This window comes from Mesorhizobium caraganae (assembly GCF_016836705.1).
Classification (GTDB): Bacteria; Pseudomonadota; Alphaproteobacteria; order Rhizobiales; family Rhizobiaceae; genus Mesorhizobium; species Mesorhizobium caraganae.
In genome coordinates, this window is the sequence record NZ_JAFCGY010000030.1 from 21398 (window position 1) to 38250 (window position 16853).

General features: G+C 59.1%; 14 protein-coding genes and 2 pseudogenes. 8 read left to right on the plus strand and 8 right to left on the minus strand.

Annotation, left to right across the window (positions count from 1 at the left end):
• Window positions 1-382 precede the first annotated feature (382 nt).
• The 5 genes from JQK88_RS29320 to JQK88_RS29340 all read right to left on the minus strand — a co-directional run bounded on the left by JQK88_RS29320 (window position 383) and on the right by JQK88_RS29340 (window position 6711).
• Window positions 383-1918, minus strand: coding sequence for a class I adenylate-forming enzyme family protein (locus tag JQK88_RS29320; protein WP_203280251.1), 1536 nt, complete (start codon window positions 1916-1918; stop codon window positions 383-385).
• Window positions 1919-2246: 328 nt separating this feature from the next.
• On the minus strand, window positions 2247-3854 hold the full coding sequence (locus JQK88_RS29325; protein WP_203280252.1) for an acyl-CoA carboxylase subunit beta: 1608 nt from the start codon (window positions 3852-3854) through the stop codon (window positions 2247-2249).
• A gap of 1 nt (window position 3855) precedes the next feature.
• The gene (locus JQK88_RS37240) at window positions 3856-4359 is read right to left on the minus strand and encodes an acyl-CoA carboxylase biotin carboxyl carrier protein subunit (protein WP_203280253.1); all 504 of its coding nucleotides are present in this window, start codon (window positions 4357-4359) and stop codon (window positions 3856-3858) included.
• 1 nt (window position 4360) lies between these two features.
• Window positions 4361-5836: an acetyl-CoA carboxylase biotin carboxylase subunit gene (locus JQK88_RS29335; RefSeq protein WP_203280254.1), complete on the minus strand. Its 1476-nt coding sequence runs from the start codon at window positions 5834-5836 to the stop codon at window positions 4361-4363.
• A 626-nt stretch (window positions 5837-6462) separates the two neighbouring features.
• On the minus strand, window positions 6463-6711 hold the full coding sequence (locus JQK88_RS29340) for a hypothetical protein (RefSeq protein WP_203280255.1): 249 nt from the start codon (window positions 6709-6711) through the stop codon (window positions 6463-6465).
• A 206-nt stretch (window positions 6712-6917) separates the two neighbouring features.
• Here JQK88_RS29340 and JQK88_RS29345 point away from each other — a divergent pair, with 206 nt between their 5' ends.
• Window positions 6918-7130, plus strand: a complete 213-nt coding sequence (locus tag JQK88_RS29345; protein WP_095777381.1) for a cold-shock protein — start codon at window positions 6918-6920, stop codon at window positions 7128-7130.
• 253 nt (window positions 7131-7383) lie between these two features.
• On the opposite strand, the gene JQK88_RS29350 is transcribed toward JQK88_RS29345, so the two are convergent.
• Window positions 7384-7854, minus strand: coding sequence for a Ros/MucR family transcriptional regulator (locus JQK88_RS29350; protein WP_203280283.1), 471 nt, complete (start codon window positions 7852-7854; stop codon window positions 7384-7386).
• A gap of 596 nt (window positions 7855-8450) precedes the next feature.
• On the opposite strand from JQK88_RS29350, the gene JQK88_RS29355 reads away from it, so the two are divergent.
• Both JQK88_RS29355 and JQK88_RS29365 read left to right on the plus strand, forming a co-directional pair.
• Window positions 8451-9506, plus strand: coding sequence for a cytochrome-c peroxidase (locus tag JQK88_RS29355; protein ID WP_203280256.1), 1056 nt, complete (start codon window positions 8451-8453; stop codon window positions 9504-9506).
• Between the two features lie 448 nt (window positions 9507-9954).
• A complete protein-coding gene (locus tag JQK88_RS29365; RefSeq protein ID WP_203280257.1) occupies window positions 9955-10311 on the plus strand; it encodes a hypothetical protein in 357 nt (118 codons plus the stop codon).
• Window positions 10312-10423: 112 nt separating this feature from the next.
• Here the strand turns inward: JQK88_RS29365 and JQK88_RS29370 are convergent.
• Window positions 10424-10636, minus strand: a pseudogene (locus JQK88_RS29370) (YbaK/EbsC family protein); the annotation flags it as partial.
• 155 nt (window positions 10637-10791) lie between these two features.
• Here JQK88_RS29370 and JQK88_RS29375 point away from each other — a divergent pair.
• Window positions 10792-10977, plus strand: a complete 186-nt coding sequence (locus JQK88_RS29375) for a hypothetical protein (RefSeq protein WP_246750094.1) — start codon at window positions 10792-10794, stop codon at window positions 10975-10977.
• 871 nt (window positions 10978-11848) lie between these two features.
• Here JQK88_RS29375 and JQK88_RS29380 read toward each other — a convergent pair.
• Entirely contained in the window at window positions 11849-12661 is an 813-nt protein-coding gene (locus tag JQK88_RS29380; RefSeq protein ID WP_203280259.1) for a YopT-type cysteine protease domain-containing protein, read from the minus strand.
• Window positions 12662-12756: 95 nt separating this feature from the next.
• On the opposite strand from JQK88_RS29380, the pseudogene JQK88_RS37585 reads away from it, so the two are divergent.
• From JQK88_RS37585 to JQK88_RS29395, 4 genes and pseudogenes are all read left to right on the plus strand, one after another.
• A pseudogene (locus JQK88_RS37585) lies at window positions 12757-12937 on the plus strand (IS30 family transposase); the annotation flags it as partial.
• A gap of 537 nt (window positions 12938-13474) precedes the next feature.
• Complete coding sequence (locus tag JQK88_RS35835; protein WP_210388408.1) at window positions 13475-13705, plus strand: hypothetical protein; 231 nt, start codon at window positions 13475-13477, stop codon at window positions 13703-13705.
• A 68-nt stretch (window positions 13706-13773) separates the two neighbouring features.
• Complete coding sequence (locus JQK88_RS29390) at window positions 13774-14343, plus strand: hypothetical protein (RefSeq protein ID WP_203280260.1); 570 nt, start codon at window positions 13774-13776, stop codon at window positions 14341-14343.
• On the plus strand, window positions 14340-15668 hold the full coding sequence (locus JQK88_RS29395; protein ID WP_203280261.1) for an AAA family ATPase: 1329 nt from the start codon (window positions 14340-14342) through the stop codon (window positions 15666-15668). The genes JQK88_RS29390 and JQK88_RS29395 overlap by 4 nt, the downstream gene beginning before the upstream one ends.
• The last annotated feature ends 1185 nt before the right edge of the window (window positions 15669-16853 follow it).

Below are 16853 nucleotides of genomic sequence, written 5' to 3' on the forward strand. Positions count from 1 at the left end.
TGCCTTCTTCAATGTCCGGAGCTGACCACGAAACCGCAATCGCCGTCCTCAAGGACGCTGAGACATTGCGGCGGATGCGAGGATGAAGCGGCCTTGTGCGATGCCGTTTGCTGATCCCGCCGGGCGACCGCAGGCTGCAGCTGGTCGAGATTGATAAAAGGCGATTGACGGCCAGACGGCGATTGGTGGGCGGCATGAGCAGCGCGCTCAATATTACGCTTCGCGTCCAAAATCTAAATTCGCGACAGAAATCACAAGCGATAGCCTGCGAACCTTTCGCCGAGGCCGGGTTCGTATGGCACCGTCACAGCCGCATTCACCTTGAATCGCAAGTTCACCTGTGGCCGTAAAAGAACCCAGTCATCGCGCAACGCCCCGATCTTCAATTGCTGCCTCTTTGCTGGCTTGGTCTCGCATCGAGCTCTTTCAGAATAGAGTGCTGGATTTTGCCCAACGCCGTTCGCGGCAATTCTTTGGTGAAAATAAACTCGCGCGGGACTTTGAAACGGGCGACCTGGGACTGCACATGGGCAGCCAGTGCTTCTGCTTCGATCCGAGCCCCCGCCCGCCTGATCACGTAGGCGACCGGCACTTCGTCCCAGCGCGGATCCGGCCGGCCAACGACAGCGCATTCTGCGACATCGGGGTGCTCGTTGAGCACCCGCTCGACTTCCGCCGGATAGATGTTTTCTCCGCCGGAAATGATCAGGTTCTTTTTGCGATCACGGACCCAAAAATAACCGTCGGCATCGCGGTGACCGAGATCGCCACTGCGATACCAGCCCTCACGCAGCGCCTCTCGGGTCGCTTGTTGATCGCGCCAATATTCATGGAAGACGTTGGGGCCCTGCACCGCGATTTCGCCCGGGGCGCCTGGCGGCAACTCCTTGCCAGCGTCATCGATAATCATGGCTTCGCAGCATAGTCCCGGTAGGCCAGTCGACCCCTCGCGCGAAAGGTCACCGCCGAGCCTCGTATAGATGGCGAGGGGACATGTTTCCGTGGAGCCGTAGACCTGCAGCACCGGTACCCCCCGCGCAGTAACGCGCTCGATCAAATGTTGAGCTACAATTGTCGAGCCGGTCGAAACAGCCTTTAAGGACGATAGATCGGTTGTCGACCATTCGGCGTGGTCTGCCAACGCTTGAATGGTCGTCGGTACCAATGCCGTAAGCGTTGGCCGATCGCGCTCGAAGGCTGCAAGTGTCGCGTTTGGCGCAAACCGGGAATGGATCGTGACCGTCGCACCATGATGCAATGCCGGAGTGGTCTGAATGTTGAGACCGCCCACGTGAAAGAATGGCAATACCGACAGCACATGATCCTCAGAAGTCAGGGCATGCATGTGCTGACTCATCACCCCATTCCAGAGCAATGCTTCTTGGCGCAGGACCGCGCCTTTCGGCCGTCCGGTTGTGCCAGAAGTGTAGATGATCAAAAGCGGACAGCTCAAGTCGGCATGTGGGTTGCGGCCATCGCCAATGCCTTGGTCCAACAGGTCGCCCCATGTACTCCCGCGAGGAGGAGCGAAGTCGAAACCGACGACGAAGATGTCGGGCGCCCTGTGTGCCAGAGGCGGCAGCAGTGCCGCAAAGGCCTGCTCAACCACGACTACCTTTGCATCGGCGTTGGACAAGATGAAGAGCTGCTCAGCCACGGAGAGCCGCCAGTTCAAAGGCACCAAAATCGCGCCAATACGCGCACAGGCATAGAGAAGAACCAGGTAATCAGGTCGGTTTAGGCTGAGGATAGCCACGCGGTCGCCTTTATTGACTCCGAGCTCGGTGTTCAGGGCGCGAGCGGTTTGCTCAATGCGTTGGCCTAAGGCGGCGTAGCTCAAGGTCTCGCCCTCGAACCGGATTGCAGGCTTGTCGGGAGCAAACGCCGCATTGCGGTCTATCAGCGTGCAGAGATCCATCGTCAGCCATCCTTTTATCCGGGCCCTTACAGAGCCTCCCTCTCGACGCGGACAACGCCACTTCGAGGCTCGATTGCCTCGTCTACCTTTGACGCGCAGTCCCGTCGCAATTACTCTCGCGGTTGGTGGAAAGGTTGAGGCATCGCGAGGTGTTCATACCATCACCCTATTCAGCCAAGACTGATCAGCGGCTCCGTGTCATCACATATCGCCCCTCCCGCAAGCGACCTGCTCGACCGATTCGTCTGGTCGAGGTCACCGCCAGTGCGGCCCCGGTGTCCGCGAGCGGTCGCAATAGGCCTATGTGCATTTTCACAGATCGGAAACACTACATTCTGAAGACGCCGTAACGCGGCGTTTCGATGGGAGCATTGAGCGAAGCACTCACGGCCATTGCGAGCGCGGCTCTGGTATCGGCGGGATCAAGAATCCCGTCGTCCCAGATCTCAGAGGTTGCGTAGTATGCGCTCGACCGCTCTTTGTATTCTTCCGAAATCGACTCTCGAATAGCCTCCAACTCCTGCTCGGACAGGTGCCTCCCGTCGACGGCCAGTTGCTTTGCCTTGATGTCCGTAAGGACTCGCGTCGCTTGATCGGTCCCTATGGCTGAAATCTGAGCCTGCGGCCAGGTGAACAGAAAACGCGGGTCGAAGGCTCGCCCTGCCATGGCGAATGCTCCCGCTCCGTGAGAATGGTTACAAACGACCGTGAATTTAGGCACCGACGCCCCCGACATGGCCATGATGAGCTTTGCGCCATTCTTCGTGATGCCTCCTTGCTCGTAGTCGCGGCCGACCATGAAGCCGGTGATATTTTGCAGGAATAACAGAGGCGTCCGATTCATGTCGCACAATTGGATGAAGTGAGCGCCCTTCAGCGCGCTGTCGCCGAACAGCACGCCATTGTTCGCAAGAACACCGATTTGATATCCATGAAGGCGCGCGAAGCCGCACAGCAGAGATCGGCCGTAGCGTGGCTGGTATTCGTGGAACCGGCTGCCATCGACCAAGCGGGCGATAATCTCGCGCATTTCAAAGTGGGATCGAGAATCCTTTGGAATTATGCCGTACAATTCAGACGCAGGATATGCAGGCGGTTCGGGAGCGACGCGATCGATCGGCGCTTTCTCGATACGGTTGAAACGGGCGACGATGTCGCGGGCAATGGCGATCGCGTGCATCTCTGAGTTCGCGAGATAGTCAGCCGTTCCCGATACGCTGGTATGCATGTCAGCGCCGCCGAGTTCTTCGACAGATACGTTCTGGCCGGTCGCAACTTTCACGACCGATGGGCCGCCGAGAAATATCGCTCCGCTTCCCTGTAGGATAATGTTGTATTCGCTGAGCGCAGGGACGTAGGCCCCTCCCGCAATGCAATGCCCCATCACGACGGCGACCTGCGGCACGCCCATCTTCGAGAGAGTGGATTGGTTGTGGAAGATTCTGCCCGCGTGGTGGCGATCGGCGAAGAACTCCGCCTGCAAAGGCAGGAATCCTCCACCACAGTCGCAAAGATGAACAACGGGCAGGCGATTTTCGATTGCTATATCCAAAGACCGTACGATTTTCTTGACCGACAGCGGATACCACGCGCCACCCTTCACGCTCGCGTCATCCGCGTGAACAATCACCTCGCGGCCCGCTACGATACCGATGCCGACGACCTGCGCTGCGCCAGGCACCTCGCCGTCATAAGCCTTGTTCGCAGCCAGTGTCGAAAGTTCGAGGAACGGAGTTTCTGGATCGAGCAATGCCTCGACACGGTCACGGACAAAAAGCTTGTTCTGTCGCTGTAGGCGCTCGCGATCCCGCTCTGGACGGTTGAAGCGCACGGCACGCTGGCGCTCCTTTAATTCCGCTGCAAGCCGTCTGTTGTGGAGCTCATTGAGACAAAATTCTTCCGATTTGACGTCGACCAGAGAAGCGATCCGCTGCATCTCAATGCCCTTCCGCTGAGAGCGTAACCAGCACAGCGTCTTGCTCGAAGCTCTCGCCTTCTTTGAAGTGCACTCGCTCGACCACGCCGTCCTGTGACGAGCGTATGACGGTTTCCAGCTTCATGCTCTCGATCACCATCAGCGCCGTGCGTGCGGCAACCGCTTCACCAGGCAAAACGCTCGTTGCAACGACGACGCCCGGCATCGGCGCGCGTGCGACCAGATGACCTGCATGCTTTTCCGCGAGAGCAAGCGCTGACAATGGGTCTCGGTAGCGCAAGACGCTCGTCCTGCCCCGAATATGCAGGTGAATGGTGTCACCATCGATGGCGAACCTGACCGGCTCTCTTGCGCCGGCAATGGTAAGGATGCCGCGTCCATTGCCTTGATGGCAGAAATCGATTGGGGCTGTCACCTCGTCGCCCAAGTGAAGGCGATAGCCCTGCTTACAGGGTGAAAGCCATAACTGATAATCTACGCCTTCCAGCTCCAAGAAGTGGTTCACGTCAGTTTCTCCAACTGCCCAGGGACGCGTGAAGCTCAGGCACGGCATCTGCCGAATCGCGGACTGGTCGCGTTAGGAGGGCGGCGGCTGCCAGGAATGCCGACAAGTCGGACCCAAATTCGCCAGCGGCAAGGTGCGGATTTTCGTCGAGATATCCAGTATGGACTTGCCCGCTTAGGAACTGCTCGTCCGCGAGGACGCGCGCGAGGAAATTCGTGTTTGTTTCGCAGCCGAGGAGCACCAGCTCCTGCATCGCGCGTTCGGCTTTGAGCGCAGCTTCAGTGCGCGTGGGCGAATGCACGATGACCTTTGCCAACATGGAATCGAAGGCTGTCGTAATCTGCTGACCTTGCAAGATGCCACTGTCGATCCGTACGTCTGGACCGACCGGATAGTCGAGCACCAATATCTTGCCGGTCGTGGGAGCAAAGCCGCGTGCGGGAGCTTCAGCATATACCCGGGCCTCGATTGCGTGTCCTGCCAAGACAATATCGGGTTGTGAAAGTCTAAGCTCGTGGCCCCCCGCGACATTGACCTGTTCGGCAACAAGATCGATGCCAGTGATCATTTCAGTGACCGGGTGCTCCACTTGCAGGCGCGTATTCATCTCGAGAAAATAGAACTCGCTCCCGTCGAAGATGAATTCCACAGTCCCCGCATTTCGATAGTTGGCGGCTCGAGCGATGTCGACGGCAGTTTCACAGATTTTCTTGCGCAACTCCGCGGAGAGCGCTGGCGAGGGCGCCTCCTCAATGACCTTCTGGAACCTGCGCTGCACAGAGCATTCCCGCTCGAACAGATGAATGACATTTCCGAAGGAGTCGCCAAGCACTTGCACTTCGATATGCCGCGGCTTTTCGACATATCGTTCGACGTAAAGCCGAGCATCTGCGAAGTACCGTTGCGCCTCACTGCGTGCCTGCACAATGGCGTGTTCCAATGCATCGAGGCCGCGCGCGATCCGCATGCCCTTGCCGCCGCCGCCGGCGGATGGTTTCACCAGCAAGGGCGCTCCAATGGACCGTGCGCGCGAAATGAACGTTGCTGGATCATCCTCCTCGATCGCCGAAGGCGCGACGGGAAATCCGTTCCGCTGAACGAACTTGCGGGCACGGATCTTGTCGCCCATCAATTCGATATTCTCGGGAGTAGGCCCAATGAACACGATGCCGGCCTCCAACACCTTGCGGGCAAACCCCGCATTCTCCGACAGAAATCCATAGCCTGGGTGTACCGCCCCGGCGTTTACCTCGTGGGCGGCAGCGATGATTTGAGCGGCATCGAGATAGGCCGCGACCGGTGTGCGACCGCTTATGGGAACCGCCACGTCGGCCATTGAGACGGCTGGCGTCCCCGCATCGACATCGTGGTAGACAATTGCAGAGCGCAGCTCCAGCTCGCGCAGCGTCTTGACGATTCGTATGGCGATCTCGCCTCTATTGGCGATCAGAACTGTATCAAAGGGTAATTTTCGCATTATCCTATTTTTCCAGGAACAGGGCTGGCGTCAGTATTGTCGTTATTCGCGGTTTAGGTGGCGGCCTACTCAAGGCGTTGGGTCAATCGTCCATGATCGATGCTGCCATTCGAGAGCCGAAATCGCACGTTGTTTGCATAGCCATTTTCGGCAGCGGAAATGGACTTCGCTCAATACAGCCTGGCGCAGCCAGGATCCGGCGCGGCCCCGATTGGAAGGCATAAACATCTGATGCTTCGCCATCTGCGAAAGTGCCGAAAACACACTTTGCAGTTTGGGCAGTTTGGATCAGAATTTTTCTCTTCTCCGTTCAGTCGTCGGGACAAGCAGAAACCGTAACAATTTCCGACGATAGGGTTCTTCGGTGCTGGGTGGTTAAGTGGGCGACAAAGAGGGACCTTTTGCGTGGGCGCCATGCCGAATGCGCTATTCACTGAAGTCCGTGTGGCATTGAACGTTTCCTTTTCCGATCGGGGCGCGGCAATGCTGGAAAGGTAAGCAGTTGCAGCCGCCGCGGGCTGAGGGGGCGACGGAATTTTGCACACGCCATGCCGGCAGTTTTCGCGCGCTGGTCAGCCGACGAACAGATCGATGCCTTCTAACCGGGACCGGCTCTAAGCTCAAGGCTATGATGCCAACAACAGCCTGACCCTGGTCAATTTCAGATGTGCCAACCGCCGCGCCGGATAATGGAACATCTCCTGGGTGCTTTCAATAACAAACACCAGGGTCATCAAATCAAGCAGGAAGTCGTCGATCGCTTGGGCGATTGTTTGTGACTTATCGTCGAACTGATTCAGCAAAACGCGCGCCCTATCGATCGCATCCGCGCTGGCCGCATCGATTAACGCCTCGATCCTTTCGAAACAATCCAATTTTGAACTCCTTCAAGCCTGGCCAGGGTTATGCACCAAGGTGGCGACATGAACCACCCGGCCGTTGACCCAGTGGCGCGAGCCACCATCAGCAGATCGAGCCGGGCCCTGCAATTTTTCGTTTTTGCTTTGCCTAAAGTCTCGGCTATGAATCGGACTGGCCTTATGGCCTGCCCACGTTGCAATTGTTACAAAGGAATACCCATATGGCGACCGGAACAGTGAAGTGGTTCAACAGCACCAAGGGATTTGGATTTATCCAGCCCGACAATGGCGGTCAGGATGTTTTCGTCCACATTTCCGCTGTCGAGCGCGCGGGCCTCTCAACCCTCAATGAAGGTCAGAAGATCAACTATGAGATCGAACAGGACCGCCGCACTGGCAAGTCATCGGCTGGCAGCCTCAGCAAAGCTGGCTGATTTTTCGGCTGCGTCCCGCAAGAGCCGCAAGCACCCGGCACGTCCCTGATAGGCTGACCCGCTCGACCAGAGTGGGCGAGAGCATGGCTTGACCGGAGAATCGGTCAGAAGATTTGCTGCAAACCGTCGCGAATTCCTGAAACCAGGCTGTCGGCAAAGACAAGGCGGGGTTGCTTCCCCCCGCCCTTTCATCTTCCGCACAGATCATGCCAATGGCTGCAGCCCGCTCCAGAACGAATGTCGATTACCGAAATTAAGCCGCGACCTTCTTGCGGGTCCGCTTCGCCGGCGCCGGCGCCGGCGTTTCCGGCTCCTTCGGTTTGCGGCCGAGCCCCATCGTCTTGGCCAATGCCGAGCGCGCCGCGGCGTAGTTCGGGGCGACCATGGGATAATCCGCCGGCAGGCCCCATTTGGCGCGATATTCGTCCGGCGTCAGCCCATAGTGGGTCGACACATGGCGCTTTAGCGATTTGAATTTCTTCCCGTCCTCAAGGCAGAAGATGTAGTCCGGTGTCACCGACTTCTTGATCGGGACTGCAGGCTTAAGGAACGCCGGCTCTTCTGCGGAGACGCTTCCGGCCGTGCCTTTCAGCGCCGCATGCACTTGGCCGATCAGAGCAGGGAGGTCCCCCACCGGAACCGGATTGTTGGAGACATAGGCTGAGACGACATCGGCGGTGAGCTCGATGAGGGTGTCGATGTTTTTGTCGGCTTCTTCTGTCATGAAATTCTCCGGGCGGCTTGAAACATAGTCGGCGAAGCGTCGCTTCATAGTGGGGGTTGCCGCTGAACGCAACAATTGTCTCGACAGGATCATTGCGATGCTCATCAAGCATTGAGGTCTATAGCGCCGCATCCCACCGGCATGCACGTTGATCCGCTTGGTGTTGGCTGTCCCGTAACTGGGTCGGAGTTTGCTTTGATTCCCGATCCCCTCCGTTTGAATTTTACAAAATGAAAAAGCCGAAGGTGTTTCGCGCCGCTGAAGGCTTCGTAAGTCATCGGATACACGGCTTCGACCTTCATGGTCTCCATGATGCTTTTCCGCCTTGGCCTTGGCATTGTCATGGTGATCGTCGCCACGCCCCAAGGAACCCACCAGGCCGTCAGCGCGAACAAATTGCGATGGCGCCGGCCACGAGTTGGGATCCACGGTCAAAGCGATGGACACAGCCTGGTGGCGGCTTCCGCCATTCGACCGCAGGTCCGATCGAAGTCTGGCCGTCAGGCCCGGTCCTCTCCCGCCGTTGATCTAGCGCAGAGCGTTCACGAACCGCATATCCCACAATGGCTTCCGTGCACAACGCTCGGAGATTATTGATGAAAATGCTATTCACTACGATGGCTATCGCCTTGCCGGCAGCCACCGCTTTTGCTGCGGAACCGATCGCCGCCGACCTCAGAGAAACGGCACTGGCCACTTTCAAGGCTTTGCCATCCACCACGCCGGCAGTCGCCAACAACCCGATCACACCGGAAAAGATCGCCCTCGGCAAGGCACTGTTCTTCGATCCGCGCGTCTCGGCGTCAGGCGTTTTGTCGTGCAATTCGTGCCACAACTTGGCCACCGGGGGCGACGACAATCTTGAAACCTCGATCGGCCATGGTTGGCAGAAGGGACCGCGCAACGCGCCGACGGTGCTGAACGCGGTCTTCAACATCGCGCAGTTCTGGGATGGTCGCGCCGAAGACCTGAAGGCTCAGGCCAAAGGACCGATCCAAGCCGGTGCCGAAATGGCCAACACACCGGGTCAGGTCATCGCGACGCTCAAGTCGATGCCGCAATATGTCGATTGGTTCAATGCAGCTTTCCCCGGTGAGGCCGATCGCGTCACCTTCGACAACTTAGCCAAGGCAGTTGAAGCCTTTGAGGCGACACTGGTCACGCCGGCGCCCTTCGATGCTTTCCTCAAGGGCGATGACGCCGCCATGACTTCCGAACAGCAACGGGGCCTGGCGCTTTTCATGGAGAAAGGGTGCTCGTCCTGCCATGCCGGTCTCAACGTTGGTGGGCAGGCCTATTACGCATTCGGCATTGTTGAAAAGCCCAGCGCCGAGGTACGGCCGGAAAACGACAAGGGCCGCTTTGCCGTCACCAATTCAGCCGACGATTCCTTTGTTTTCCGCGTGGCGCCGCTGCGCAACGTGGCGCTCACCGCGCCATACTTTCATTCGGGCAAGGTTTGGGATCTGAAACAGGCCGTGGCCATTATGGGGACTACCCAGCTCGGCGTAGAATTGAAGGCAGAAGAAGTCGACCAGCTCGTTGCCTTTCTTAACTCGCTGACCGGAAAGGTACCGGAGGTCGTCCTGCCCATCTTACCCGCCGAAACGGCGACAACGCCTCGACCTGCGTCGCAGATCTTAGGGAAATAAATGGCCGGAGCTGGCTACGGAAAGTTGCAATCAAGAATGATTGCGACTTTCACTGGGACGAGACGATCGCGACCTCCTTGTGAAGGCAATGCCTGGCATGATCCCAAAGTGCAGACAATGCCTCCGCAGCCAGCTCGTTGTGATTCCATCATCCTAGGCATCTGGCGAGAGTCAGGCCAAATAGGTTCGAAAAGTTGCAGGATTGGCGCAGATACGACAATGAGGAGCGCCCATATGGGGCGATAGGGCACAAGGCCCCGATCGCCGGTCTCAGTCTGTGCCAAAGTCAACGGCGTTTCACCGCCCAGTTCCGCTAATTCCCTGCACAGCCACCTGTTCGCTTTGCCAGAAGCTCTCTTGACTAATTGGCGGCGATGTACAGGCTTTCCCGAGAGCTTGGTCTCACACTGTGCAAAGGCCTGCTACGACTGAGGGAGGGGAGGGACGCTTGGACGAGCACGATCCGAAGGAAGAGCTGATCGAGACGATTTTCCGCAACGGCACAATCACCGTCGTGGGCATCCTGCTTGCCTTTTCGCTCGGCTTCGTCACGCATTGGGCGGCGAACCCCGTGCCATGGCGGTTCTACGACCTGTTCGCCGTTGTGCCGATCCTGGTCGGCATCGCGTTGCAGATGCGGGCGCTGTCCCTGCTGCTCGACATGAGTTCGCTGCGCCGACCCATCTACGAACGCGCCAACCGCATCTTCATGGCCGGCCTCATCCTGACCGCGTGCGGCGTCGGGCTGGCCATCCTGCTCGATGTCTTCGAGATGTCGGCGACGGGCACGCTGCCCGGCGCCTAACGGCCTGTCACTGAGCTTTGGCGCTGCCGCTCATCGCTGTCAGTCGATTATTGCATTCGCCGCAGGTCCGCCATCTTGGCAGTGTTGCACCATTTGGCGCCGATTCTTAACCGCTGGCCTTGGTTTCGCCGGCCGCAGGCACCACGTGATCGTGGGCGCGCAGCGACACATCGCAATAGACCGGCAGTGGCGAGGCGAGGCCTAAGGGGCAAACGCCCCCAGCCGGGGCGCCGGTGATTTCCACCATCTGCTCTGCGTCCATCATGCGTGGCTTGCCGCCGAACGCATCACGCGATTTGCGGTTGTCGATGCGCGCGTCAAGCCGCCGACGGCGATGCCGATGCGACTAGACTTAGTTTAGCGGATGTTAAATTTAGAGCGTTTCGGCTTGCCGGAAATTAGGGTCTCGGTGGCATAGCGCCGCATGGTTTTGGGGTGTTGGCACGAAGACCGATGCGCGGGCGTGGATGGATCAAAGCGTTGCGTCAGGACGAGGTGCGGCAGGTGCGTGCGCGCATAGCCGAACTGGAGCGCGACCTCACGGTGACCACACCCATGGGACGCCATCGGCGTTTCGAAGCCGGCCATGAACTTCGCAATGCGAAGTTCCGCCTGGAGCGTCTCGAGGAATGCATCGCCGAAATACCGGAGAAATGTAGGCGTTAGCGAAAGCTTCGCCGCTCTCAATCCTTGCCGCGCTGTCGGCTGGTCGGCGGGGGAACATATGACGCGGGTCACCCTCGGGAAGAGCCGGTTGCGGGAAATCCGCCCGCGCGGATCTGTGAGGGCGAAAGCCGAATGCCTGAGCTACTCGACCACGGCCCGACGAAATGTCCACAAACGGCTGACCATTTGTTTAGCGTCGCAGAGCTGTTGTAAAAGTGGTTCGCGTCAAGCACCACCCTCAGCGGATTGCCGCCGAAAATTGCGGCATTAGGCTAACCAAGCGGATGGGAACCATTGTCCGGTCGCGGCCGACAAGCGCCTGGCGAGGAAAGTTTCGTGCCTTCTGGGCGGCACCCCCAGACTAGGGAGGAAATGCAAGAAGCTCAAGACTGTGCGGGCAGATGTTTCCGGGCAGACTGCTCGCCATCAATTCCCACGCGCAACAACGAGCGTTTGCCGCCGCAGGTAGCTGCGTATCGCTCCAGCCTGTTATTGATCCCGCGCCGTTCGGCAGTCCCAGTAAAAGTCCGTCGCCCTCCCTCGGACCACAAGCACAACCCTGTCGGCTATGTGAGAATTTAGGCAATCGAAGGCTCGGGTGAAATCAGCGAACGGTGGCACGCAGTTACGGACAAATCACGGCGTATCGATTGCGATTCCGACTCCATCAACTTATTCGCACATTGCCGGACAGTATCAGCCGCTTCATTGCCGGGGCGATGACGTGACGATCGAGTCCAAAGGCTGCAGCAGATGCAAAAAACAGCCCCGGCTATGTCCGAACCGGGGCCTCAAGTCTTGCCAAGTGCCAGGCGTCCGATGCGTGGTTTCTGACCAGGCAAGCGCGCGTCAGGCGGCCATCAGGCCGAGCTTAGTCTATCTTTTGTGTGGTGACTGTCGACAAATGCAGCCCGTTGGGGTTCCTGTACCGATTGGCGAGACTTTGGAACAAGCTACCCGTCTGATCCGATTGAACAGTAAATTCGCCATAGTTGGGATCGAAGAGCGTGGTCCTTCCATCCGACACCGACGTCGCAATTGTGTGTCTGTCACCTTCGGCAAAGCCCAAGCTGAGCAAATTCTTCGACCCGTCTTTCGTGATTTTCTTCAGCATGGACGAGAAGCTACGAGGCTCATCGAAGGCATAAACGTTCTGTTTTGCAGATGGCTTCAAGTCCGCTTCGCGCAATACGGTGGTTCTGGCCTGATGGTTGGCGTCGGAAGGCTCTGCTCCCTCGTTTCGCGACGATCTCCTGACGTCTAAATACCGCTGCTGCCAATCACCTGCTGCATCGTGGCCTTGCGATCCCGGTGTAAGCGCATTCATTCGCGATCTCGGGCTGTTGGGGAGATTCCTGAACCACTCCGCAGTCAGCCCAACGCAGATGCCGTCCACATTCGCGTGAGGCAATTCGGCCGTCCTGTATTCGAACACGGAGGTGCTCGGCCTCGCTGGAGAAGATGTACTTGGCCCCGCTGGAGAGGACGGATTGGGGCTGCCTGGATCCCAGGTATGTGGCGTGCTGGCGCAGCACCCCATTTTGTCGGGCAACTCCCCAGATGGCAGGTCCCTGCGCCGTGCGAGGTCCGCAAGCGTTCGTGTAAAGCTGTCGTTGTCGACAGGCCGACTGGGCTCGCCAGGCAAGCTAGAGTTGGCGGATAAGTCACTGATCCGATTATACATGGCGACTCGTGTTTCCTTTCAGCTTAGGGTTTTTCGCAGTGGGTTCGGACCGCTTGGCCCCGCTCTCTATGATGCTCAGTCAAGCTGACGGGGCCCTGACGGCGTGCCTGCAAACAGGGGGGCGTGTCCGGGGGCGAGGCAAGGGCTTTGTCTCGCCCGAGATTATGATCAGTCAACGTCCCGCCGCACCGCGCCGTGCCAGAGCAAAGGGAGGGAGACCCCATCCTCGGTCGTGGCAGCTCAGCGGTCTGCACGTTGGTCGAGCGCCCTACGCGCCTCGATGTTTCATGCAATCGCGGCAGTTGACGTCGCCATTCGTGTTCTCTATTTGTTCGCCGCATCATGAAACAGGCATCGCTCCTCATACGCTGATCGCGCACCGACGCTGCACCCCGCAGCGGCCGATCATTTTTGCGTATGCGTAGGAGCTTCCCATGACCGCCCATCCCGAAATCCAGACCGACCAACGCGTCAGTCCGCGCAGGTGCCGCGCGTCTTCATTTTCATCCACGCGGAACCGTTCGTTGCGTCGGCGGGCCTCTGTTCAGGAACCGAGCGGCGCGAGACCTCGGATGCCTGCTCGACCTCGACCTGGCGGTGGTAGAATGGTCATGCCTCCCGCTCGTCCTGGAGCGACGGGGCGACAGCCACGTTCCGGATTTCCTTGTCGTCCGGGAGGAAGGGACTTCGATCGTCGATGCAGCGTCGGGAAGCAGTCCTCTGGAGCCATGGATCGAGAATGCTGCCGCTGAGGCGGGATATCGATATGACGTCCAATCGACGATCATTCCAGGGCACAGGCTGGCCAATGCCATGGACCTGCTTCGGTACGCCCGCTGGCACTGTCCGCTGGGCGACCGGGTCCGCCTGCTGGCTGCATTGGACGAGCACGGCTCTCTTACCGTCGCCGAATGCCTGGCCGCCTTCCATGAGACGGTCCCGATAGCGGGGCTTTCGTCGCTGGTCCTGCGACGTTTCGTCGAGATCGATCTCGACGAAGCGCGGATCGGACCCGAGACAGCCGTCCGCCGCATTCGCGGCTGACCGCGGCTTCCGAACATCATCGCTGCAGCGCCCTCCGAGCGCCGGAACCATCAGAGTCAGGACATTCAATGAAACGCCTGTCAAAAGCGCTGAGCATTAAACTCGCCTCGAACGCAACGCGGTTCGCCGCTTATTGCTCGGTAAGGCGTGCACTTCGGCATCAACGGGACTTCCTGTCGGGACGACCGGCCGTGATCGTCCTGATCGCACCGAGCGAAGAGGATGTGGAAATTTACGAGGGCGCGTCCAAATTCCCGGCGCAGAGCGAATCGCTCATCACCGGAAGCGCATACGATCGCGACCGGACGCTCGTCATGACGGTCAAACCGGAGGGCCGGAGAAAATCCGAGCGGTTCGACCTCCTCGGGGTTACGGGTTGCAACGACCGTATCATCGTCGTCACGCATTCCCGCGACCTTCTCGCGGAAAACGTCAACGCGGTGGCTGATTCCGTGCTGGTGCTTCCAGCCGTCCAGCCCCGATATCTCAAGGCGGCCGCCCGTTTCTGTCGCGGTCAGATTCTGTCGGACGAGGATGCCTCATTCCTGGCGACGGTCCCGCTGCACGTTCTCGCGGCAACCTGGCGGAAGGGCAGGGCGCGCTGGACAAGGTCCTGCAGGCGGCTCGGGCTGCCATGACCGCTCCAAAGTCGAACTTGGTACAGGGGCCGACACTGGACGACCTCCATGGACTGGGCGCCGCTGCCGACTGGGGAAGGGAGCTTGTCGTCGACTTGAAGGACTGGCGCGCAGGCAAGATCGGCTGGTCGGAAGTCGACAGGGGAATCCTGCTCAGCGGGCCGCCGGGATCGGGCAAGACGACGTTCGCCGCGGCTCTCGCGCGAACCTCTGGAGTCCATCTTGTGTTGGGTTCGCTGGCACGCTGGCAGGCAATGGGCCACTTGGGAGATCTTTTGAAGGCGATGAGAGGCACATTTGCAGAAGGCATGAGGAACGCGCCCTCGATCGTGCTCATTGACGAAATTGACTCCGTTGAGGACAGGCAGTCCTTCTCCGGGCACAACGCACAATACAGTCGCGAGGTCGTCAATGGCTTGCTGGAATGTCTCGATGGGTCCGATGGCCGGGAAGGCGTCGTCGTGGTCGGGGCGATGAACTTTCCCGATATGCTGGATGCGGCACTGACCCGTCCAGGCCGCCTCGACAGGCATGTGAACATTCCGCTGCCGGACATGACGGGACGACAAGGAATTCTCGGTTGGCATCTAGCCGAGGCGTCGTCCGCTCTGGACCTGACTTCCGTCGCCGCTCGCACGGATGGCTGGACAGGGGCGGCCCTGGAACAGCTCGCCAGGCGGGCGCGGCGCCGGGCGCGCCGCGCCCGGCGCGACCTCGAAACCGCGGACTTGCTCGCCGAGTTGCCCGAGCTGGTACCTCTTCCTAAAGCCATGCTGCGGCGAAACGCGATCCACGAGGCCGGTCACGTCGTCGTCGGCCTGACGCTGAGCGTCGGCGAATTCAGGAGCGTGGAGATCATCGACGCCTTCGACCCGACAGGTGAAGTCACGCAACGGGGAGGAGGGGCATGTTTCGACGACATCTTTCCGGAGCGGACCAAGGCCGGATTCCTCGACCGGATCGCCGTCGCGCTTGCAGGGCTCGCAGCCGAGGAGATTGTGTTCGGTTCGAGGTCTGCTGGAGGAGGAGGAAGGAAAGGTTCAGACCTTCACATCGCCACCGTGACGGCCCTGCAGATCGAAGCCGCCTACGGGCTGGGTGCAGGCTTCACGTTCCTGTCCGGGGCAAGCGAGGAGGAACTGCTGGTGACGCTGCATATGAACGGCGGTCTGCAGGCCAGGGTGGAAAACGTCCTTGCCGCTGAGTTCCGTCGCGCGAAGGCGCTCGTTGAGGAGATGAGACCGGAGCTTGAAAATATTGCGGCGGCACTGCTTCGTGAGCGCCATCTCTCGGCAGAAGCCGTCGAGGAACTAATTTCATGGTAGAATGATAAAAGTCATACGGCCTGACGCCCTTTTGTGAATTGTCAGTGCCGTTCCTCCCGTACCCACGTCCTGAACTTCGCCTCGTGCCGCCGTATCGGAGACCCGGAAACCTTGATTGTCGCCCGGCTCACTGCTGAGCCAACGCACCTATGTCGACGTAGCGCTTTCCACCTTGGCGTTGAATCCAACGGCCGCTCTTTGGACTGCTGCCTTGTAATTTCCCCCGTCAGATGCGCGCGTCAAAGTCGCTTTCCTTTCGGATCACCAACCGCGTAGAGGCGAGAGCCCTCCGAGGCGAGCGCCTGTGCAAGGGCAGCTTGGTGGGCCCGCCAGTCTGCGTGTCCCTTCTGCCCGGCATCGAAACCGAAGACCAAAAGGTTGACTTGCGGCGTCTCCCCAAGCGCTCCTTAGCATAATCGCGAATAGCATAAGTAAGTTTAGTATAATTACGATTATGCTAATTTCAAGTTACCATCGGTCCCGCTCCTCGCAGTCAGAGCCGACCGTCGCCCTCAGGGAGTTCCAGAACGTAAGGCGGCTGAACCCTCGCGATGAACAGAGCGCGCGGCAGCCAGGGGCGAGGGCCACAACTTTACTTCGCCTTGAAATCCATCGGACGGTCGGGAATGGTTTGAGACTTGGTGGCCTTTGCTACCTCATGCCGAAACTTACGCGTTCGCGTGAAGACATCAACGGTTTGACAGGTTAGCAACAAGAGCCTCCACCGCAGCTTATGTGTGGTAGCGAGACCGTCTCGACCTCCCAAGACACCATCGCGGCGGCTCTACAAACTCAGCCATTTGTCGGACATTAGGTAGCAAAAACCACCAGCCCTAAAGTGGCATCCCCGCCCCCTGGTTCCGGCGAAAACGGAGCCTTGAACGATCATAGCGTGAAGCAGAAGCAGGCGGACTTGGTCGATAGGCCGCAGCAGACTGCCAGGGAGCGGGCCGAGATTCAGGAAGAGCGCGCTGGACCGCGTCATCATGATCTATGAACCTCACTACCAGGCGTCAGCGATGGCGGGAACTGAATGCCGTGACCGTTCTCGAAAGGCCAAGCCGTTGTCATCCGAGCTGAAAGCGGCGATGCGTGCCGTAAACAAGCGTCAAACTGCAATGAAAATTGGTCCGCTTCTTGCAGCAAGCATTTCTGACAGAGCCCGGCGTCCATCCGGGCGATGCG

Excerpts from the sequence above, each read along its gene's own strand:
- JQK88_RS29335 (WP_203280254.1), bottom strand. The coding sequence starts at position 5,836 with ATGCGAAAATTACCCTTTGATACAGTTCTGATCGCCAATAGAGGCGAG.
- JQK88_RS29325 (WP_203280252.1), bottom strand. The coding sequence starts at position 3,854 with ATGCAGCGGATCGCTTCTCTGGTCGACGTCAAATCGGAAGAATTTTGT.
- JQK88_RS29380 (WP_203280259.1), bottom strand. The coding sequence starts at position 12,661 with ATGTATAATCGGATCAGTGACTTATCCGCCAACTCTAGCTTGCCTGGC.
- JQK88_RS29320 (WP_203280251.1), bottom strand. The coding sequence starts at position 1,918 with ATGGATCTCTGCACGCTGATAGACCGCAATGCGGCGTTTGCTCCCGAC.
- JQK88_RS29355 (WP_203280256.1), top strand. The coding sequence starts at position 8,451 with ATGAAAATGCTATTCACTACGATGGCTATCGCCTTGCCGGCAGCCACC.
- JQK88_RS29345 (WP_095777381.1), top strand. The coding sequence starts at position 6,918 with ATGGCGACCGGAACAGTGAAGTGGTTCAACAGCACCAAGGGATTTGGA.
- JQK88_RS29350 (WP_203280283.1), bottom strand. The coding sequence starts at position 7,854 with ATGACAGAAGAAGCCGACAAAAACATCGACACCCTCATCGAGCTCACC.
- JQK88_RS29395 (WP_203280261.1), top strand. The coding sequence starts at position 14,340 with ATGACCGCTCCAAAGTCGAACTTGGTACAGGGGCCGACACTGGACGAC.
- JQK88_RS29390 (WP_203280260.1), top strand. The coding sequence starts at position 13,774 with ATGAAACGCCTGTCAAAAGCGCTGAGCATTAAACTCGCCTCGAACGCA.
- JQK88_RS35835 (WP_210388408.1), top strand. The coding sequence starts at position 13,475 with ATGGACCTGCTTCGGTACGCCCGCTGGCACTGTCCGCTGGGCGACCGG.